This is a genomic window from Rhodococcus sp. 27YEA15, assembly GCF_049739425.1.
Taxonomy (GTDB): Bacteria; Actinomycetota; Actinomycetes; order Mycobacteriales; family Mycobacteriaceae; genus Rhodococcus_F.
This window is the reverse complement of the sequence record NZ_JBMHHW010000001.1, coordinates 4,155,264-4,169,751: the sequence shown is the minus strand read 5'-3', so window position 1 is coordinate 4,169,751 and position 14,488 is coordinate 4,155,264. Positions and strand designations below refer to the sequence as shown.

General features: G+C 62.8%; 18 protein-coding genes and 1 pseudogene. 13 read left to right on the top strand and 6 right to left on the bottom strand.

The window, feature by feature from the left end:
- Window positions 1-7 precede the first annotated feature (7 nt).
- Window positions 8-559 carry an SRPBCC family protein gene (locus tag ABH922_RS19435; RefSeq protein ID WP_424808467.1) on the top strand — a complete coding sequence of 184 codons (552 nt, stop codon included), beginning with the start codon at window positions 8-10 and terminating at the stop codon, window positions 557-559.
- A gap of 52 nt (window positions 560-611) precedes the next feature.
- Here ABH922_RS19435 and ABH922_RS19430 read toward each other — a convergent pair whose 3' ends face one another.
- The gene (locus tag ABH922_RS19430) at window positions 612-1,088 is read right to left on the bottom strand and encodes a PACE efflux transporter (RefSeq protein ID WP_424808466.1); all 477 of its coding nucleotides are present in this window, start codon (window positions 1,086-1,088) and stop codon (window positions 612-614) included.
- A gap of 75 nt (window positions 1,089-1,163) precedes the next feature.
- Between ABH922_RS19430 and ABH922_RS19425 the strand changes: the two genes are divergently transcribed.
- Entirely contained in the window at window positions 1,164-2,042 is an 879-nt protein-coding gene (locus ABH922_RS19425; RefSeq protein ID WP_424808465.1) for a LysR family transcriptional regulator, read from the top strand.
- Window positions 2,043-2,061: 19 nt separating this feature from the next.
- Here the strand turns inward: ABH922_RS19425 and ABH922_RS19420 are convergent, their stop codons facing one another.
- Entirely contained in the window at window positions 2,062-3,096 is a 1,035-nt protein-coding gene (locus tag ABH922_RS19420) for a LacI family DNA-binding transcriptional regulator (protein ID WP_424808464.1), read from the bottom strand.
- Window positions 3,097-3,221: 125 nt separating this feature from the next.
- Between ABH922_RS19420 and ABH922_RS19415 the strand changes: the two genes are divergently transcribed.
- The 7 genes from ABH922_RS19415 (at window position 3,222) to ABH922_RS19385 (ending at window position 8,723) form a co-directional block, all read left to right on the top strand.
- Window positions 3,222-4,394 (top strand): acyl-CoA dehydrogenase family protein, encoded by a 1,173-nt coding sequence (locus ABH922_RS19415; RefSeq protein WP_424808463.1) that lies wholly within the window; start codon window positions 3,222-3,224, stop codon window positions 4,392-4,394.
- The gene (locus tag ABH922_RS19410; protein ID WP_424808462.1) at window positions 4,391-5,521 is read left to right on the top strand and encodes a CaiB/BaiF CoA transferase family protein; all 1,131 of its coding nucleotides are present in this window, start codon (window positions 4,391-4,393) and stop codon (window positions 5,519-5,521) included. The genes ABH922_RS19415 and ABH922_RS19410 overlap by 4 nt, the downstream gene beginning before the upstream one ends.
- A 10-nt stretch (window positions 5,522-5,531) precedes the next feature.
- A complete protein-coding gene (locus tag ABH922_RS19405; protein WP_424808461.1) occupies window positions 5,532-5,843 on the top strand; it encodes a hypothetical protein in 312 nt (103 codons plus the stop codon).
- A complete protein-coding gene (locus tag ABH922_RS19400) occupies window positions 5,840-6,172 on the top strand; it encodes a hypothetical protein (protein ID WP_424808460.1) in 333 nt (110 codons plus the stop codon). Before ABH922_RS19405 ends, ABH922_RS19400 begins: the two co-directional genes overlap by 4 nt.
- 237 nt (window positions 6,173-6,409) lie before the next feature.
- Entirely contained in the window at window positions 6,410-6,592 is a 183-nt protein-coding gene (locus ABH922_RS19395) for a hypothetical protein (protein ID WP_424808459.1), read from the top strand.
- On the top strand, window positions 6,585-7,997 hold the full coding sequence (locus tag ABH922_RS19390) for an amidase (RefSeq protein ID WP_424808458.1): 1,413 nt from the start codon (window positions 6,585-6,587) through the stop codon (window positions 7,995-7,997). The genes ABH922_RS19395 and ABH922_RS19390 overlap by 8 nt, the downstream gene beginning before the upstream one ends.
- Before the next feature lie 111 nt (window positions 7,998-8,108).
- A complete protein-coding gene (locus ABH922_RS19385) occupies window positions 8,109-8,723 on the top strand; it encodes an AmiS/UreI family transporter (protein ID WP_424808457.1) in 615 nt (204 codons plus the stop codon).
- A gap of 62 nt (window positions 8,724-8,785) precedes the next feature.
- Here ABH922_RS19385 and ABH922_RS19380 read toward each other — a convergent pair whose 3' ends face one another.
- On the bottom strand, window positions 8,786-9,811 hold the full coding sequence (locus tag ABH922_RS19380; protein ID WP_424809730.1) for a substrate-binding domain-containing protein: 1,026 nt from the start codon (window positions 9,809-9,811) through the stop codon (window positions 8,786-8,788).
- A gap of 176 nt (window positions 9,812-9,987) precedes the next feature.
- Here ABH922_RS19380 and ABH922_RS19375 point away from each other — a divergent pair, with 176 nt between their 5' ends.
- The 3 genes from ABH922_RS19375 (at window position 9,988) to ABH922_RS19365 (ending at window position 11,329) form a co-directional block, all read left to right on the top strand.
- Complete coding sequence (locus ABH922_RS19375; RefSeq protein ID WP_424808456.1) at window positions 9,988-10,458, top strand: MarR family transcriptional regulator; 471 nt, start codon at window positions 9,988-9,990, stop codon at window positions 10,456-10,458.
- A gap of 241 nt (window positions 10,459-10,699) precedes the next feature.
- Window positions 10,700-10,975 (top strand): hypothetical protein, encoded by a 276-nt coding sequence (locus ABH922_RS19370; protein WP_424808455.1) that lies wholly within the window; start codon window positions 10,700-10,702, stop codon window positions 10,973-10,975.
- A 177-nt stretch (window positions 10,976-11,152) separates the two neighbouring features.
- Complete coding sequence (locus ABH922_RS19365) at window positions 11,153-11,329, top strand: hypothetical protein (RefSeq protein ID WP_424808454.1); 177 nt, start codon at window positions 11,153-11,155, stop codon at window positions 11,327-11,329.
- Window positions 11,330-11,349: 20 nt separating this feature from the next.
- Here the strand turns inward: ABH922_RS19365 and ABH922_RS19360 are convergent, their stop codons facing one another.
- Complete coding sequence (locus tag ABH922_RS19360; RefSeq protein ID WP_424808453.1) at window positions 11,350-11,772, bottom strand: hypothetical protein; 423 nt, start codon at window positions 11,770-11,772, stop codon at window positions 11,350-11,352.
- Between the two features lie 87 nt (window positions 11,773-11,859).
- Window positions 11,860-12,851, bottom strand: a pseudogene (locus ABH922_RS19355) (NADP-dependent oxidoreductase).
- A 111-nt stretch (window positions 12,852-12,962) separates the two neighbouring features.
- Between ABH922_RS19355 and ABH922_RS19350 the strand changes: the two are divergent.
- Window positions 12,963-13,871 carry an alpha/beta fold hydrolase gene (locus tag ABH922_RS19350; RefSeq protein ID WP_424808452.1) on the top strand — a complete coding sequence of 303 codons (909 nt, stop codon included), beginning with the start codon at window positions 12,963-12,965 and terminating at the stop codon, window positions 13,869-13,871.
- Here the strand turns inward: ABH922_RS19350 and ABH922_RS19345 are convergent.
- Window positions 13,868-14,470, bottom strand: coding sequence for a phosphoribosylanthranilate isomerase (locus tag ABH922_RS19345; protein ID WP_424808451.1), 603 nt, complete (start codon window positions 14,468-14,470; stop codon window positions 13,868-13,870). The two genes, ABH922_RS19350 and ABH922_RS19345, sit on opposite strands and share 4 nt — an antisense overlap.
- Window positions 14,471-14,488 lie beyond the last annotated feature (18 nt).

Sequence of the window (14,488 nt, the reverse complement as noted above, 5' to 3'; positions counted from 1 at the left end):
TCGACGCATGAGCGCGCAGCAGTATCAGCCCAGTATCTTCGCCGACGTGACGGTCGAGGCGGACGGCGACGATACCGTCGTCACCTTTCCTCGGATGCTCCCGTACCCCGTCGAGCAGGTGTGGGCTGCAATCACCGATCCGGAGCTGCTGGCGCAGTGGACTCCGTACACGGCAGATCGAGCGCTGAGCAGCACCGGCGAGGCAGTCATCACCATGCTGGCCGAGAACGGTGATCCGGAAATGTCCTTCCCGGCCGCTATTCGCGTCGTGAAGAACGCATCGCGTCTCGAACACGAGTGGGGCCCGGACGAGTTGGTGTGGGACCTGACGGCCGTCGACGGCGGGACTCGCGTCGTGTTGACACAACGATCGCGGGCCGAAGGTATGGCGTCGGCGCTCGCGGCCGGTTGGCACCTGTGCTTCGACGTGCTCGACGCCCTGCTCGCCGGTAAGCCGTTCGGACCGGTCGTCGGAGCGAAGGCCCGCGAATACGGTTGGGATGCACTTAACTCCGGATACGCCCGGCGATTGGGTATCGACGAGTCCCAGGTCTGGTAGCAGATCAGCGGATGCCGGTGGAGGCGCGAACCATCGGCATCCGCTGACACCGTCATCGGCATGGGCTGAGCTCGGGGTTTTCGATCGCAGAAGTGGGAAGGCCGAAGATTTTGTCGAACACCCAATTGTAGAAAAACGTGTACACGGGGAAGATTAATATCAGCGCAAAGTCCAGTAGAAGCGCATCCAGGAGACTGATGTTCATCCACCACGCTATGACGGGTATCAGTACTGATACAATCGATAGTTGAAACAAGATCGCGTGCAGGATTCGCCGAGACAATGTTCGAGTTCGGCTTTTTCGGGAACTTTCCCACGCCTCGAACGAGTAGTTGAAGATCATGTTCCACGTCGCGGCGATGGTCATGATTATGACCGCGAGCGCGCCCGTCGACGTCGGGGAGTTCCCGGACAAAATTGTGAGTAGTACGGTGGAAATGAGAAGCCCTACGCCTTCGTATCCGAGAACGTAGACTACTTTACGTTTGAAACCTTGCACGTGACCCTCTTCGGCATCGATATCCTTCATTGGTCCGATCACCGTACTGTTGTGGTGTGTGCGGGAAAAGACAGCTACTGTCAGTTTTGATGATAGGAATGGAACATGGTGTTGACCAGCGAGAGTATTACGTTATTCCTGGCTGTCGTCGAGCACGGTTCTTTTTCGGCCGCAGCGCGAAAGCTTCGCCGAGTCCCGTCGGCTGTGAGTATGGGAATCGCGAATATCGAAGCCGAGTTGGGCTATCAACTTTTTGATCGTTCAGGGCGGGAGCCGATACCCACTTCGAGAGCGATGGCTTTGGTACCCGAGGCGCGCGCCATCGACCGGAGATTGCGAGTACTGAATTCACACGCGATAGAACTCGGAGATGACCTGGAGAGTGGATTGAAGATCGGAATATCGGCCGGAATAGACCGAGATTCGATACTCGACGCGATGAATTCTCTACTGATCAAATACCCGCTACTGTCCGTGGACACTTTCTTCGGGCAGCAGGACGACATTCAAGGAATGCTGCATTCCGGCCAGATAGATTTTGCGATAATGTTTTCGGGTAGTAGCTATGATCGAGACGAATTGTTCAGGCATGTTGGTATGTCGGTGTTTGTGGCGGTAGTCTCGGCTACGGTCGGAACCGCCGGCATTCGGTCCGACTTCAGGTATCTCGAAGAACTCGGCGGGGCCAGACAAATACTGGTCGCGAGTCACGAGAGACCGATATCGGATAAACGATTGCAACTCTCCGACTCGCTGTGGCGTACCAATTCCGTCGAATCGGCAATCGAATTGGTGGCAAGGGGTGCTGGGTGGGCCAACCTTCCTGTTGCCTGTGTCCAATCGCAGATCGACTCCGGGTTGTTGCGGAAACTCGAATTCGAGAACACGGAGAACGGATTGCCGATTCCGCAACATGCTGTGTGGTTGCGCAAACGGCCACTTCGAAAAGCTGCTGTAGAAATCATCGGCCTGATCGCGCAGTAGGGGAGCCGGACAAGTCTCGTCAGTGGGTGTCGGTGGATGCCCGCACGATCAGTTCCACCGGCAGCTTCACCGATTCGGGGCTGCGGCCGGCCATCAGTGCCAGGAGATGGTCCACACCGGTCGCCCCGATCAGATGGGCCGGTGATCGCACCGTCGTCAGCGGCACGGGAAGTTGCGAGACGACCGGGATGTCGTTGTAGCCGACCAGAGCGAGATCACCTGGAATGCTCAGGCCGAGATCGCGGGCCACGCCGAGTACACCGATCGCGATGGTGTCGCTGACGGTGAAGACGGCGTCGGGGCGTGAGGTGCCTCCGAGTAACCGGGTCGCAGCGTCGACGCCACCCTGAACTTCGAACTCGGACGCCACTATTCGATACGGCGGTAGTTCCAGACCGGCTTCGGTTAGCGCGTCCCGGAAGCCGGCGACGCGTTCGCGGGACGTGCTGGCATGGTCGGGCCCGGCGACGACGCCGAGATCGCGGTAGCCGCAGTCGATCAAATGCTTCCCCGCGAGGTAGCCGCCGCGACGATCGTCACCGCTCACGTACGGTAGGCCGCCGTCGGTGTGTCGGTTGAGCAGCAGTAGCGGCAGGGAGCGCACGGGAAGTGTGTCCACGAAATCGGCTCCGGGCAGGTGGATGCTGCTCAGGATCAGGCCGTCCACCTGACGGCTGATCAGGAACTCGACGGATTTACCTTGCGCGTCCGGATCGTCTGGTGGGCTCGAGAGCAGTACCGAGTACCCGGCTGCCGTCGCAGCTTCCTCGATGCCCTGGAACATGGTGGCCACCACGACGTCGGTCAGCCTCGGCATCACGACGCCGATGGTGGTGGTCTTGCGGGTGCGCAAGCTCGCCGCCCACAGATTCGGTTGGTAGCCGAGTTCGGCGGCGACCTGCCGCACGCGCAGCGCGGAGTCCGACCAGCCGTCGGCAGGTTCTGGTTGACGCAGCACCCGCGACGCCGTCGAGACGTGGACGCCGGCTCGGTCGGCGATTTCGCGCAGTGTGGGCGGGCGGCCGTTACTGCGGGTCGACGGATCGGACGTCATCAGCGGTGGTGCTCCTGGAGTGGATCGGGGATTGACGAGGGTGCGCTTGCCCCCTACTCTAGGCGATGCAAACGATTGCACAATCGTTCTCGCGAACGGTTGCGCACTACGTCACCGGAGGCCACGTGAGCACGCCGCAGTCCCTGTCCGAACTCTTTGCCGTCGACACCCTGCTCGACGCCGAGGAAATCGCGATCCGCGACACCGTCCGCAAGATGGCGAGCGATCGTATCCGTCCGCACGTCGGCGAATGGTTCGAGGCGGCTGCACTGCCCGCCCGTGAACTGGCGAAAGAGTTGGGCGAGCTGGGCGTGCTCGGAATGCATCTCGACGGTTACGGTTGCGCCGGCATGAGCGCCACCACCTACGGCCTGGCTTGTCAGGAACTCGAGGCCGTCGATTCCGGTATCCGCAGCCTCGTCTCGGTGCAAGGTTCACTTGCGATGTTCGCGATCCACCACAACGGCAGCGAGGAGCAGAAGCAGGAATGGCTGCCGCGCATGGCCGCCGGTGAGGCCATCGGCTGCTTCGGATTGACCGAACCCGATTTCGGTTCCAATCCCGGCGGTATGCGGACCAACGCCAAGCGTGACGGTGACGACTGGATTCTCAACGGCACCAAGATGTGGATCACCAATGGCTCCATCGCGGATGTCGCGGTGGTCTGGGCGCGTACCGATGACGGGGTGCGCGGATTTGTCGTCCCCACCGACACTCCGGGGTTTTCGGCTCCGGAGATCAAGAACAAGATGTCGCTGCGCGCGTCCGTCACCTCCGAACTGGTCCTCGACGACGTGCGCCTGCCCGCCTCGGCGATGTTGCCGAAGGCGCGAGGGCTCTCCGGTCCGCTCGGCTGCCTCAACGAGGCGCGCTTCGGCATCATCTTCGGCTCGATGGGCGCAGCGCGCGACTGCCTCGAGACGGCGATCTCGTATGCGCGCGATCGTAAGGTGTTCGACAAGTCGCTCGCCGCGTACCAGCTCACTCAGGCCAAGATCGCCGACATGGCAGTCGAATTGGGCAAGGGCCAGTTGCTCGCGATTCATCTCGGACGACTCAAGGACGCTGGAACCGTGCGCCCGGAGCAGGTCAGCACCGGCAAACTCAACAACGTCCGCGAAGCCATCAAGATCGCTCGCGAGTGCCGAACCATCTTGGGAGCCAACGGCATCACCCTCGAATACCCGGTGATTCGGCACGCCAACAATCTCGAGTCTGTGCTCACCTACGAGGGCACGTCCGAGGTACACCAGCTGGTGATCGGCAGGGCGCTGACGGGCGAGGAAGCATTCCGTTGAGCACTGCCGGTGCGCTCGACGGGCTGGTGATCGCAGACTTCGGCCGCGTTCTCGCCGGACCGTACGCCACGATGATCCTCGCTGACCTGGGAGCCGAGGTGATCAAGATCGAGCGGCCAGGGGTCGGCGACGACACCCGTGCGTGGGGCCCGCCGTGGGTGGGGGAGGAGTCGAGTTACTTTCTGTCGGTGAACCGGAACAAGAAATCGGTCACCCTCGATCTGCGTGAGCGTGCCGATGTGGAAAGTGCGCGTGATCTCGTTCGGCGCGCCGACGTGGTGGTGCAGAATTTCCTGCCCGGCACCATGGACCGCCTCGGGCTGGGTTACGACGCCGTACGGGAGATGAATCCGCACACCGTGTACTGCTCGATCAGCGGCTTCGGCGCCAACAACTCGTTGCCGGGGTACGACCTGCTGATCCAGGCAGTCGGTGGACTGATGAGCATCACCGGGCCGGATGCGGCGACGCCTACCAAAGTCGGTGTCGCCGTGGTCGACATCATCACCGGACTGCATGCCGGCGTGGGAATCCTTGCCGCGCTGCGACACCGAGATCGTACCGGCGAGGGGCAGCACGTCGAGGTCAATCTGTTGTCCTCGTTGCTGTCCGCGCTGGCCAACCAGTCGTCGGGTTACGTCGCGGCCGGGGTGGTGCCGCAGGCGATGGGAAACCGGCATCCGAGTGTGGCACCGTACGAGGTGTTCGACACCGCCGATCGTCCACTGGTTCTGGCTGTCGGCAACGACCGTCAATTCGGCGCACTGGCAGAGGTTCTGGGCCTGTCCGAGCTGGCGTCGGACCCGCGCTTCACCTCCAACAGCTCGCGCGTTGCGCATCGAGTGGAGTTGTTCGAGGCCCTCGCCGCGGCATTCTCGCGTGGTACTGCGGACTTCTGGTTCGAGGCGCTCACCGAACGGGGCGTTCCGTGCGGCCCCCTCAACGACATCGCCGACGCGCTGGCACTGGCTGAGCGACTGAATCTGGACCCGGTAGTCAGTATCGACGATCCGCGACGCGAGGTGCCAACCCGGCAGGTGGCCAACCCCATTCGTCTCAGCGTCACTCCGGCCACCTATCGCTCGGCACCGCCGAGACTGGGGGAGGACGGAGCGGCGGCCTGCTAGTTTCGTTCGGGTGGATTCCTGGCATCGTGGACGACTCAGCGCGGAGCAGGCCGCGCACGTCGAACGTCGCCTGCCGGGAGTGCGGTTCAATGCGGACCTGAGCTGGAATCTGGTCGAGACCGTCGTCCTCGACGTCGAAGCCGATCGCGGTCGCTTCGTCGTCAAGGCCGCCGGTCCGAATAACCATCACATCGGCCGCGAGATCACCGCGCACCAGAGTTCGACGTCCGTGTTGGTCGACATCGGCCGGGCGGCCGTAATGATCGACTACAACGGTCGGCGAACATTCTCGTCACAGAATATCTGGACGGTGATCCGGTGATGGGGACTCCGGCCGAATGCGATCACGACATCTACCGCCAGGCGGGGGACGCGCTCCGAATCTTCCACGGACAGTCGGAGTGGCTCGATCACGACGCGGTATCCGGCCTGGTAGCGAAATCTATTGCATGGCTGGATCAACCACACAGAATTTCCTTGGAACGCGCATTCTTCGAGGGGTACGGCACCGATCCGCGCGAGCCGGAACTCTGGGCGCTGTTGTCGCTGCGAGAAGCCGTGGGAACAGCCGTCTGGGCGTATCAGGTCGGCGACACATCGTTCGAGCGTCCGGGCCGCCGGATGATCGAAGAGGCACTCGAACTGTTTTGACCACTGATGCCACTGCCCGCCGGCTGAAATAACGGTAGGCCGGGCGCGATACCTCGTGCTCGCGGCCGCGGCCGCGGCCGCGGTGGGGTCAGGGTCAGCGGACCCGGGGCTACCGCGAACGATCAACCTAAAATGTGATTCAAGTCACAATTGGAGACAAAGTGGTCTGGATCACTTACTTTTGAAACAGTTTCAAATGGAACTATTTCAAACGGTCAAGCTGAACGGAGACCTTCGATGCCGCTGTCAATCAAGGACGCGCTCGCCGCCAAGGGGCTGCACCCGGACGCAGACGAGCTCGCCCGGATCGAATCCACCTGGGCCGGGTACCAGGAATTGCGCCGTGACCTGGCAACCATCGAGACCGCCGACGCCGACATCGCCGTCCGAAACATCCCGGGAGGGGATCACATTGGCTGAGGAACTGCTTTCCAAGTCCGCGACCGAGGTCGGCGAACTCATCCGTACCAAGCAGGTATCGCCCGTCGATCTCACTCGTGCGCTCCTCGAACACGCACACTCTCGCAACGACGAGATCAACGCGTACGTCAGCTTCCGTGACGACGCAGCGATAGCCGAAGCGCAGAGAGCCGAGAAGGAAATCATCGCCGGACAGCACCGCGGACCACTGCATGGCGTGCCTATGGCGCTCAAGGACAATCTGTACGTGGCCGGTGAAGTCACCACCATGGCGAGCAAGATCCACGGCAACTTCGTCTCCGAAGACGACGCGAGCGTGGTCTCCAAACTTCGAGACGCGGGAATCGTACTGACCGGCAAGCTCAACATGCACGAATACGCGTGGGGAATCGACAACAACAGCCCGCACTTCGGTGCCGTCCACAATCCGTGGAACCTCGACAAGGTTCCAGGCGGGTCGAGCGGCGGATCTGGCGCTGCCGTCGCAGCCGACATGTCGTTCTCGACGCTGGGCACCGATACCGCCGGCTCCATTCGAATCCCGTCGTCGGCCTGTGGACTGGTCGGACTCAAGCCCACGCACGGCCGTGTCGCCAAGTTCGGCTGCTACCCGCTGGCATGGACCCTCGACCACATCGGCCCGATGGCAAAGACCGTGGCCGACGCCGCCGTCATGCTGCAGGCGATTGCCGGTTTCGATCACCGCGATCCGACATCGGTGGACGTGCCGGTCGACGACTACGCGGGCGCTCTCGGCGGCGACCCGTCGAATCTGGTGATCGGAATCGAGGAGGAATACTTCTTCCGTGACGTCGACTCCGAAGTGGAACGTCTGGTGCGCGCTCGCATCGAAGACCTGGTCGCCCGCGGCGCCACCGTCAAGAAGGTGTCGATTCCGGCCCTGCGGTATTCGGAGTGGACCGAACTCGCAACCAGCCTCTCCGAGGCGTCGGCAATCCATCATCAGGACTTGATCGACCGTCCCGAGGACTTGGGTGCCGACATCCGATTCCTGTTCTACCTGGGCGAGCTGTTCTCGTCGGTGGACTATTTGCAAGCCCAGCAGGCGCGCCGCCAGATCAAGAAGGAGTTCGCGGTAGCGCTGGCCGACGTCGACGTCATTGTGGCGCCCACACTGCCGGTGATGGCACCGGACATCGGATCTGCGGTGGCAGACCTCAACGGTTCGCCAGTTGACCTGGTGCAGAACTTCATTCGGTTCACCGGACCCAGCAACCTGACCGGGCTACCAGCGCTCACCGTGCCTGCCGGACTCAACGGCGGACTTCCCGTCGGTCTGCAGATCATCGGGAAGGCGTTCGACGAGGCCACCGTGCTTCGTGTCGGAGAGTTGGTCGAGGAATCGAATCCGTTGCAGGGCAAGCGCGCCCCACACGCCGCTTGATCAGGCGAGACGATTTCCACTGCCCGCGGGCGTGCCGACTTCGGTACGTCCGCGGGTTCATCCCACACCCTCGCCGACACGGTCGGTGAGCCGATACCGCTCGGAGAACTCATGTCCAGTCTCGCTCTGCTGTTCGTCGGTGCAGTCCTGCTGGTGAACGGTCTCGTTCTGCTGGGACGGGTATCGGCGCGCGCAGCCGTTCCGGTAAATCTGATCGTCGGCGCCGGCCTCGTGACCGCGTCACTGCTCGCGGCAATTCCCGCAGCCGGTGACGATGCTCGGCTCACCCTGTTCGGTGCAGTGGGCTTCGCGTTGTTCGGAGTCACCTACTTGATCGTCGGCAGTGGATCCCTGTTGGGAGCCGACGGCTCGGCGCTCGGTTGGTACTGCGGCTGGGCGGCGGTGGTGGCGCTGATACTGGCAGGAGTGAACTTTGCCGCAGGCGACGGCCACATGGCATGGCTGTGGCTGGCGTGGACCGTTCTCTTCTTCGCATTCTTCCTGTCCGCCACTACGGCGAACCCCCGGTTCGACACGGCGGCCGGTGTCATCGCGATCGCCCAGTCGGTCACCACCGCAACCGTCCCGGCGCTCCTCATGATCGACGGATCGTGGAGCGGGTTGCCGCTCGGCTGGATCATCGTCGCGCAGGTGATCGGTGTGGCCGCAGCCGTTTTCGTGATCGCCCGACCTGAACCCGCCCGTCCCGCGCCCGTCCCCGCATGATTTGACCGGCTACCGCCCACCGTCGCACCCGCGATGGTGGGCTCTGCGTTCTTCCCATGCGGTCAGAGGGTGCCGATGACGTCGAAGTCGAAGACGTCGGCGCGAGCGAGATGAACGTCCTGCACGGCCTGGTTTCCGTCGAAGCGCACCACACCCCGCGGTCCGACGAACGTGAGACCGTCGATGACCCGGTCGAAGTCGTCCACGCCGAAGGCCCCCGATCGCCTGGCCAGTTCGACCAGCGTGTGCATACCTTGGTAACACGACTGCGCCATGTTGTTGAGCGAGGGTGCGGCCGGACCAGCCGACGCCACGTAGCGACTGAGGAAGTCCAACGCGTCACCACTGGTCAGGCTACTGAAATAGGAGGCCGAACAATACAGGTCGGCAGTAGCGTCCGGCCCACTCGCAAGGAGCATGTTCTCGTCCATCAACGGGCTGTAACGCGTGATACGCGAAGACAACCCGGCGTCGGAGAACGCCCGGTTGAAGGCAACTGCATCCTGACCCACCAGCAGCATCAGGACCGCGTCGCAGCCACTCGCGGCTACTGCCGACGGAAGGCGCGGATCGTCGCCGGAGCCCATCGCGACAAACGAAGTGTCCACAATCTCCACATCCAGTGTGGACGCGAAGCTGACCACCTTCTGTAGCGACCGCAACGGCCACACGTACCGTGCGCCTATCACGTGCCACCGCCGGATTCCACGGTTGTCACGCAACCACGTCATGGCCGGAAGAATCTGCTGATCGGGAGTCTCGCCACTGAGGTAAACGCCGCGCGCCTTCTCCTCGCCTTCGAACAGCGAGGTGTAGACGTACGGAATGCGGCCCCGAACGATCGGCTCCAACAACCGCCGTATCGACGAGATGTGCCACCCGGTGATCGCGTCGATTCCACCGGTATCTACCAGATCCGCTACCTCGGCGGCGACCACTGCGGGATCCCGACCACCGTCGATGTAGACGATCTCGACTTCACGCCCGTTGATCCCGGTGCTTGTGTTGAGTTCGTTCTTCGCCATTTCGCACACGGCGATACACGACGGTCCGAAGATCCCGCCCGTTCCCTGGAGCGGGATCACCATGCCGATTCGATACGAAGCGCCGGTGCCGAACATGATCCGCGACATCACACTTCCTCCCATCTCGGCCAGGTCACGCCACGACCGAAATGGGTCATGTCTCACAGTTGCCTCGAAGTGTATGTAGCGTATTGCTTCAAATGAAAGTATTTCAGCTAACAGGATCGAGAGGAAGAACCATGCCCGACGCAACCGGCGAACTCGCGACGGCTTCCGTCGAGCGCCCCGAGATCGGAGCCTCCGTGCTCCGGTCGTTGATCGTGCGCGGTTCGAGACTCGAAGCGGCCGCCACGGCAGCCGGAATCGACCTTGGCCTGTCCGCCGACGAATGGCTGATCCTCGACACCCTTGCCTCCGCCGACGGGCTTGCGATGTCGACGCTCTCGACACACGTGCTGTCCGCAGGTGCATCGTTGACTCGCGCCGTGGATCGCCTGGTCAGTCGATCGCTGGTGTACCGGGCGCCCAGCCTGACCGACCGCCGCAAGGTGGAAGTGCGGATCAGTGAGTCGGGGCGGCGCGAACACGCCGGTCTCACTGCCGAATTGGCCGCCATCGAAAACGTGTTGCGTAGTGCACTCGCCGACGCCGGGATCGACCCGGACGCCGTGGTGGCAGCACTGGCGTCCGTCGCAGCATTCGACAACTGAATACCGCTGTCCTCGCGCCATTGCCGGTGATTTCGGGCAAAGTGCGTCGTCAAGCCGCCCGATGGGAACGACCCGAAGGACAGAAAATGCCGACGATGCCCGCGTAGAATTTCTGCAGAAGCGGTGCGACGCCGACCTCCACTCAAAACAGCAGCCATTCGAGACGCGGCCAGTCTGCTTCACGATCTCGGAATCGACAGCACCGACAACATCCGCTCGGCAACCGCCGATTTCCTCGCGGATGCGAAGAAAGCGTGGCTCGCAGTCTCGGGGGCAGCGGTCGGAAATCACGTGGGACTACTTCCTGAAGCTCGCCGGAATTCCCGGCGTCAAGGCTGATCGCATGGATGTCCGGTATGTCGCCACCGCATTCGGTGTTGCGCCGGAAACGGTCGGTGCCGTCGACGCGGCCGGGCTCGTGAAAGCAGTAGCCGAGAATTGCGGTCACAACCTCATTCATCTCGACCACGCGATCTGGCGATTCGAATCCGGCCGACCGGTGAACTCGCTTGCCTGACTGCCGAAGGCAGGGCATGGTCAGACCGGCCGCGCCGAGGGCGCTACATCGAGCTACACACACCGTCCGTGCGGTCTGTTTAGGGCTTGATGCACGTTATATTCCTTTGCGAGGCTTACGTTTGTGGGCCACTGCGCACCCCGCCGGTGCGGACTGCACCAGGAGGACACGCTGGTCATGACTGTTGTCGATCGATCATCTTCGCCTCGATGGCGAGTCCAACTCTCCACAGGTCTCAGTGCAGTCGCGTTCGGCGATGATACGGAGCTGCCGGTGGTCTTCGAGATCGCCGACACCACCATGAACCCGACCGGCTCTCTCGGTTCTTTCGGATCGGCGAACTGGACTTCCTGACCACCGAAGGCGGGCCGCGATCAGACGGCGGGTATGCCTCGTTGCGGAGTGGGCCGAGTGATCGCCGCTGTGATCAGACCAGCAGCGACCACGGTCTGCCCCACGAGCAAGGATCCCGGTAGTGCCAGCAGTTCCCACCCCGTCGTGCCGAAATTCTGGGACCACACGACGATCACGATTGCCAGAACCCAGGTGATCACCTGCCCGAGTGTCGTCAGCGCAGCGGCCCACGTTCGGTCGGTCCGCCGAACCAGGCCACCGACGCCGGCCACGGCACCCACCAGAGAGGCGATGAGCCCGACCGGCGTCGGCAGCACCACCATGAGTCCGAACAGCGGCCCGAGTTCTATCATTCCGGAGCTCAGCAGCTGCGGCGCCGCGTACAACAGCACCGATGCCGTGCACAGTATCGAGGTCAGCGACGCCGCCGTGAGAGTTTTCATCGCGTCAACTGTAGTGGAGAATTTCAGTGCCGGATGCGACTGTACGGAGGTTGGGTGCCTCGCGCTGTGCAGCGTACCCGACGACGATCAGTCGACCTTCAGTACCAGCTTCCCGGTGTTGGCACCGGCGAAGAGGAGATCGAGGCTGTCGCCGAAGGCATCGCTACCGCCGTCGACGACATGCTCGCGAGCGGTCAATTCGCCGCTGCTGATCCACATTCCGATCTACTTCTGCGCTTCGGAGCACTGATCGAGGTAGTCGAAAACCGCGAAGCCTGCCATGCTCGCCCGTTGACCAGCAGCGAAAGGTAGTGGGCAGGGCCGGATTGCGGCTCCGTCGCGTTGTATCCCGCGATGGCGCCGCAGATGACAACTCGCGCGCCCAGGCGAAGGCGAGACAGCGCCGCGCCGAGGATTTCGCCGCCGACATTGTCGAAGTGCACGTCGATACCGTCGGGTGCATGAGTCTCGAGACTCTTGCAGACGGACTCGTTCTTGTAGTCGATCGCCAGGTCGAAGCCGAGATCCTCGGTGAGCCAGGTGCACTTCTCGGCACCACCGGCGATACCGATCACCGTGCGGCCGCGCAGTTTTGCGATCTGGCCGACGAGGCTGCCGGCGGCACCCGAGGCAACGACAGTGTCGCCGTCTTTCGGCTTTTCGACGTCGAGGAGTCCGAAATAGGCTGTCATGCCGGGGAATCCGAGTGCTCCCAGCCAGGTGGGTAAGGGCGCGATCGATTCGTCCACCCGCGTCACGTCACGCCCGTCCGACACCCCGTACTCCGACGCGCCGAAGGCTCCGGCGACGACGTCGCCGACCTGGTACGGCGGATGTTGCGACTCGTTGACGGGTCCGACGCCGTGGGCACGCATGACTGAACCGAGTTCGACAGGCTGGACGTAGGACTTGACGTCGTTGAGCCAACCGCGCATCGCCGGGTCGAGCGACGGATACTCGATCTTGACGACGAATTCGCCCGGCCCGGCTGTCGGGATCTCGGCGTCGATGTACTCCCAGGTGGACGCGTCGGGAAGTCCGGTGGGGCGGGCGGCGAGGCGCACTTGGCGGTTGGTCATCGCTCCCTTTCGTCAAGGCGAACTGAACTCGAGGCCGGATTCAATATAGGCGACGAACCCTGAACTGGGAAGGGTGCGCAGACACATTCAGGGGCTATGTATGTTCGAACGATGAGTAACGTTCGAGTCGACGAAGTACCTGGTTGGTTCTCGCGCGCGTTGGATGCGCCGGTCGAGACCGGATCGGTGGACGTGGAAGGCGCCGAAGTTCGATTCCGTGCCTGGGGGCAGGTAGGGCCCGGAATGGTGCTGGTTCACGGCGGTGCCGCACACAGTCGATGGTGGGATCACGTGGGCCCGCAGTTCGCCCGGAATCAGCGAGTGGTCGCCCTTGACCTGACCGGGCACGGCGACAGTGACACCCGCGCGGAGTACTCGATGTTGCAGTGGGGCCGTGAGATTCTCGCGGCCGGCCGAGCAGGCGGTGTCGAGGGCAAGCCGGTGCTTGTTGCGCACAGTATGGGAGGGATAGTCTCCTTCGCCGCCGCGCACGAGCACAGCGAGCAGCTGCGCGGTGTCGTCATCATCGATTCTCCACTCCGGGCGAGAACGCCGGAAGAAGAAGCGGCTCGACGGCAGAATGCGTTCGGGCCCAAGCGGATCTATCCGTCGAAAGAAACGGCGATCGGCCGGTTCAGATTCGTGCCGCCGCAAGACGAAGGCATCCCGGCGGTGGTCGACCATGTCGCCGAGACCTCGATGAGGCAAGTCGACGGGGGATGGTCGTGGAAGTTCGACCCCAAATTCTTCCTTCGTACCGGGGTCGACGACGTATTGGAGCGTCAACCACGTTGCCGAACAGCCTATTTTCGAGCTGAGAACGGAATCATCGACGACGAGTTGATGGACAAGACCGTCGAACTGTTGGGCCCGACTGCCATCATCGCGGAAATCCCCGAGGCCGGCCATCACGTGATGATCGATCAGCCACTGCAACTGGTGACCGGAGTTCGAGCCGTCATGAGTGCCTGGGCGGTCGAGGATCTGAAACTCCGAAACAGCGAACAGGTGAAGAACTAGGCGCCACCACGAACGGCGGCAACGAAACGGGTCACCAAAGCGTGGTCCTTGACTCCGCGAGTGGACTCGACGCCACTCGAAACGTCCACTCCCCAAGCTCCGGTGGCGGCCAGTGCTGAGGCAACGTTGTCAGGGGAGAGACCGCCGGCGAGGATCCAGTCACCGCGTGGGCGCGATCGCTCCGCCGACCAGTCCCACGCCACCCCGGAACCGGCGTCGGCCCCGTCGACGAGAAGGCCGTCCTCGCCGAGGTCTGCGTCGTAGCCGTCGCGAATACGGCTCGCGACCACCGCCCGGATCACGGTTAGACCGGCATCGTGAAGTCGGCCGACCTGATCGGCAGTCTCGAGGTCGTGAACCTGCACGGTCGTCAATCCGACGGTGTCGGCGACCTGCAGTATCTGTTCGACGGAATTGCCCAGGAACACGCCGACTGCGTTCACCGAACGGGGAACGCGCTTCGCCAGATCGGCGGCCGCGGACGGTTCGACCCTGCGGACGCTCTCGGCGAAGACGAAACCGACGGCGTCCACGCCGAGATCGACGGCGAGATCAACGGTACCCGCATCACGTAGCCCACAGACCTTGATGAATGTCACTCAGACCAGAGTACCGGT

What these genes read in the sequence shown, in the direction of transcription:
- ABH922_RS19435 (WP_424808467.1), top strand. Translation starts at nt 8, where the DNA reads ATGAGCGCGCAGCAGTATCAGCCCAGTATCTTCGCCGACGTGACGGTC.
- ABH922_RS19430 (WP_424808466.1), bottom strand. Translation starts at nt 1,088, where the DNA reads ATGAAGGATATCGATGCCGAAGAGGGTCACGTGCAAGGTTTCAAACGT.
- ABH922_RS19425 (WP_424808465.1), top strand. Translation starts at nt 1,164, where the DNA reads ATGGTGTTGACCAGCGAGAGTATTACGTTATTCCTGGCTGTCGTCGAG.
- ABH922_RS19420 (WP_424808464.1), bottom strand. Translation starts at nt 3,096, where the DNA reads ATGACGTCCGATCCGTCGACCCGCAGTAACGGCCGCCCGCCCACACTG.
- ABH922_RS19395 (WP_424808459.1), top strand. Translation starts at nt 6,410, where the DNA reads ATGCCGCTGTCAATCAAGGACGCGCTCGCCGCCAAGGGGCTGCACCCG.
- ABH922_RS19385 (WP_424808457.1), top strand. Translation starts at nt 8,109, where the DNA reads ATGTCCAGTCTCGCTCTGCTGTTCGTCGGTGCAGTCCTGCTGGTGAAC.
- ABH922_RS19380 (WP_424809730.1), bottom strand. Translation starts at nt 9,811, where the DNA reads ATGGTGATCCCGCTCCAGGGAACGGGCGGGATCTTCGGACCGTCGTGT.
- ABH922_RS19375 (WP_424808456.1), top strand. Translation starts at nt 9,988, where the DNA reads ATGCCCGACGCAACCGGCGAACTCGCGACGGCTTCCGTCGAGCGCCCC.
- ABH922_RS19370 (WP_424808455.1), top strand. Translation starts at nt 10,700, where the DNA reads ATGCGAAGAAAGCGTGGCTCGCAGTCTCGGGGGCAGCGGTCGGAAATC.
- ABH922_RS19365 (WP_424808454.1), top strand. Translation starts at nt 11,153, where the DNA reads ATGACTGTTGTCGATCGATCATCTTCGCCTCGATGGCGAGTCCAACTC.
- ABH922_RS19360 (WP_424808453.1), bottom strand. Translation starts at nt 11,772, where the DNA reads ATGAAAACTCTCACGGCGGCGTCGCTGACCTCGATACTGTGCACGGCA.
- ABH922_RS19350 (WP_424808452.1), top strand. Translation starts at nt 12,963, where the DNA reads ATGAGTAACGTTCGAGTCGACGAAGTACCTGGTTGGTTCTCGCGCGCG.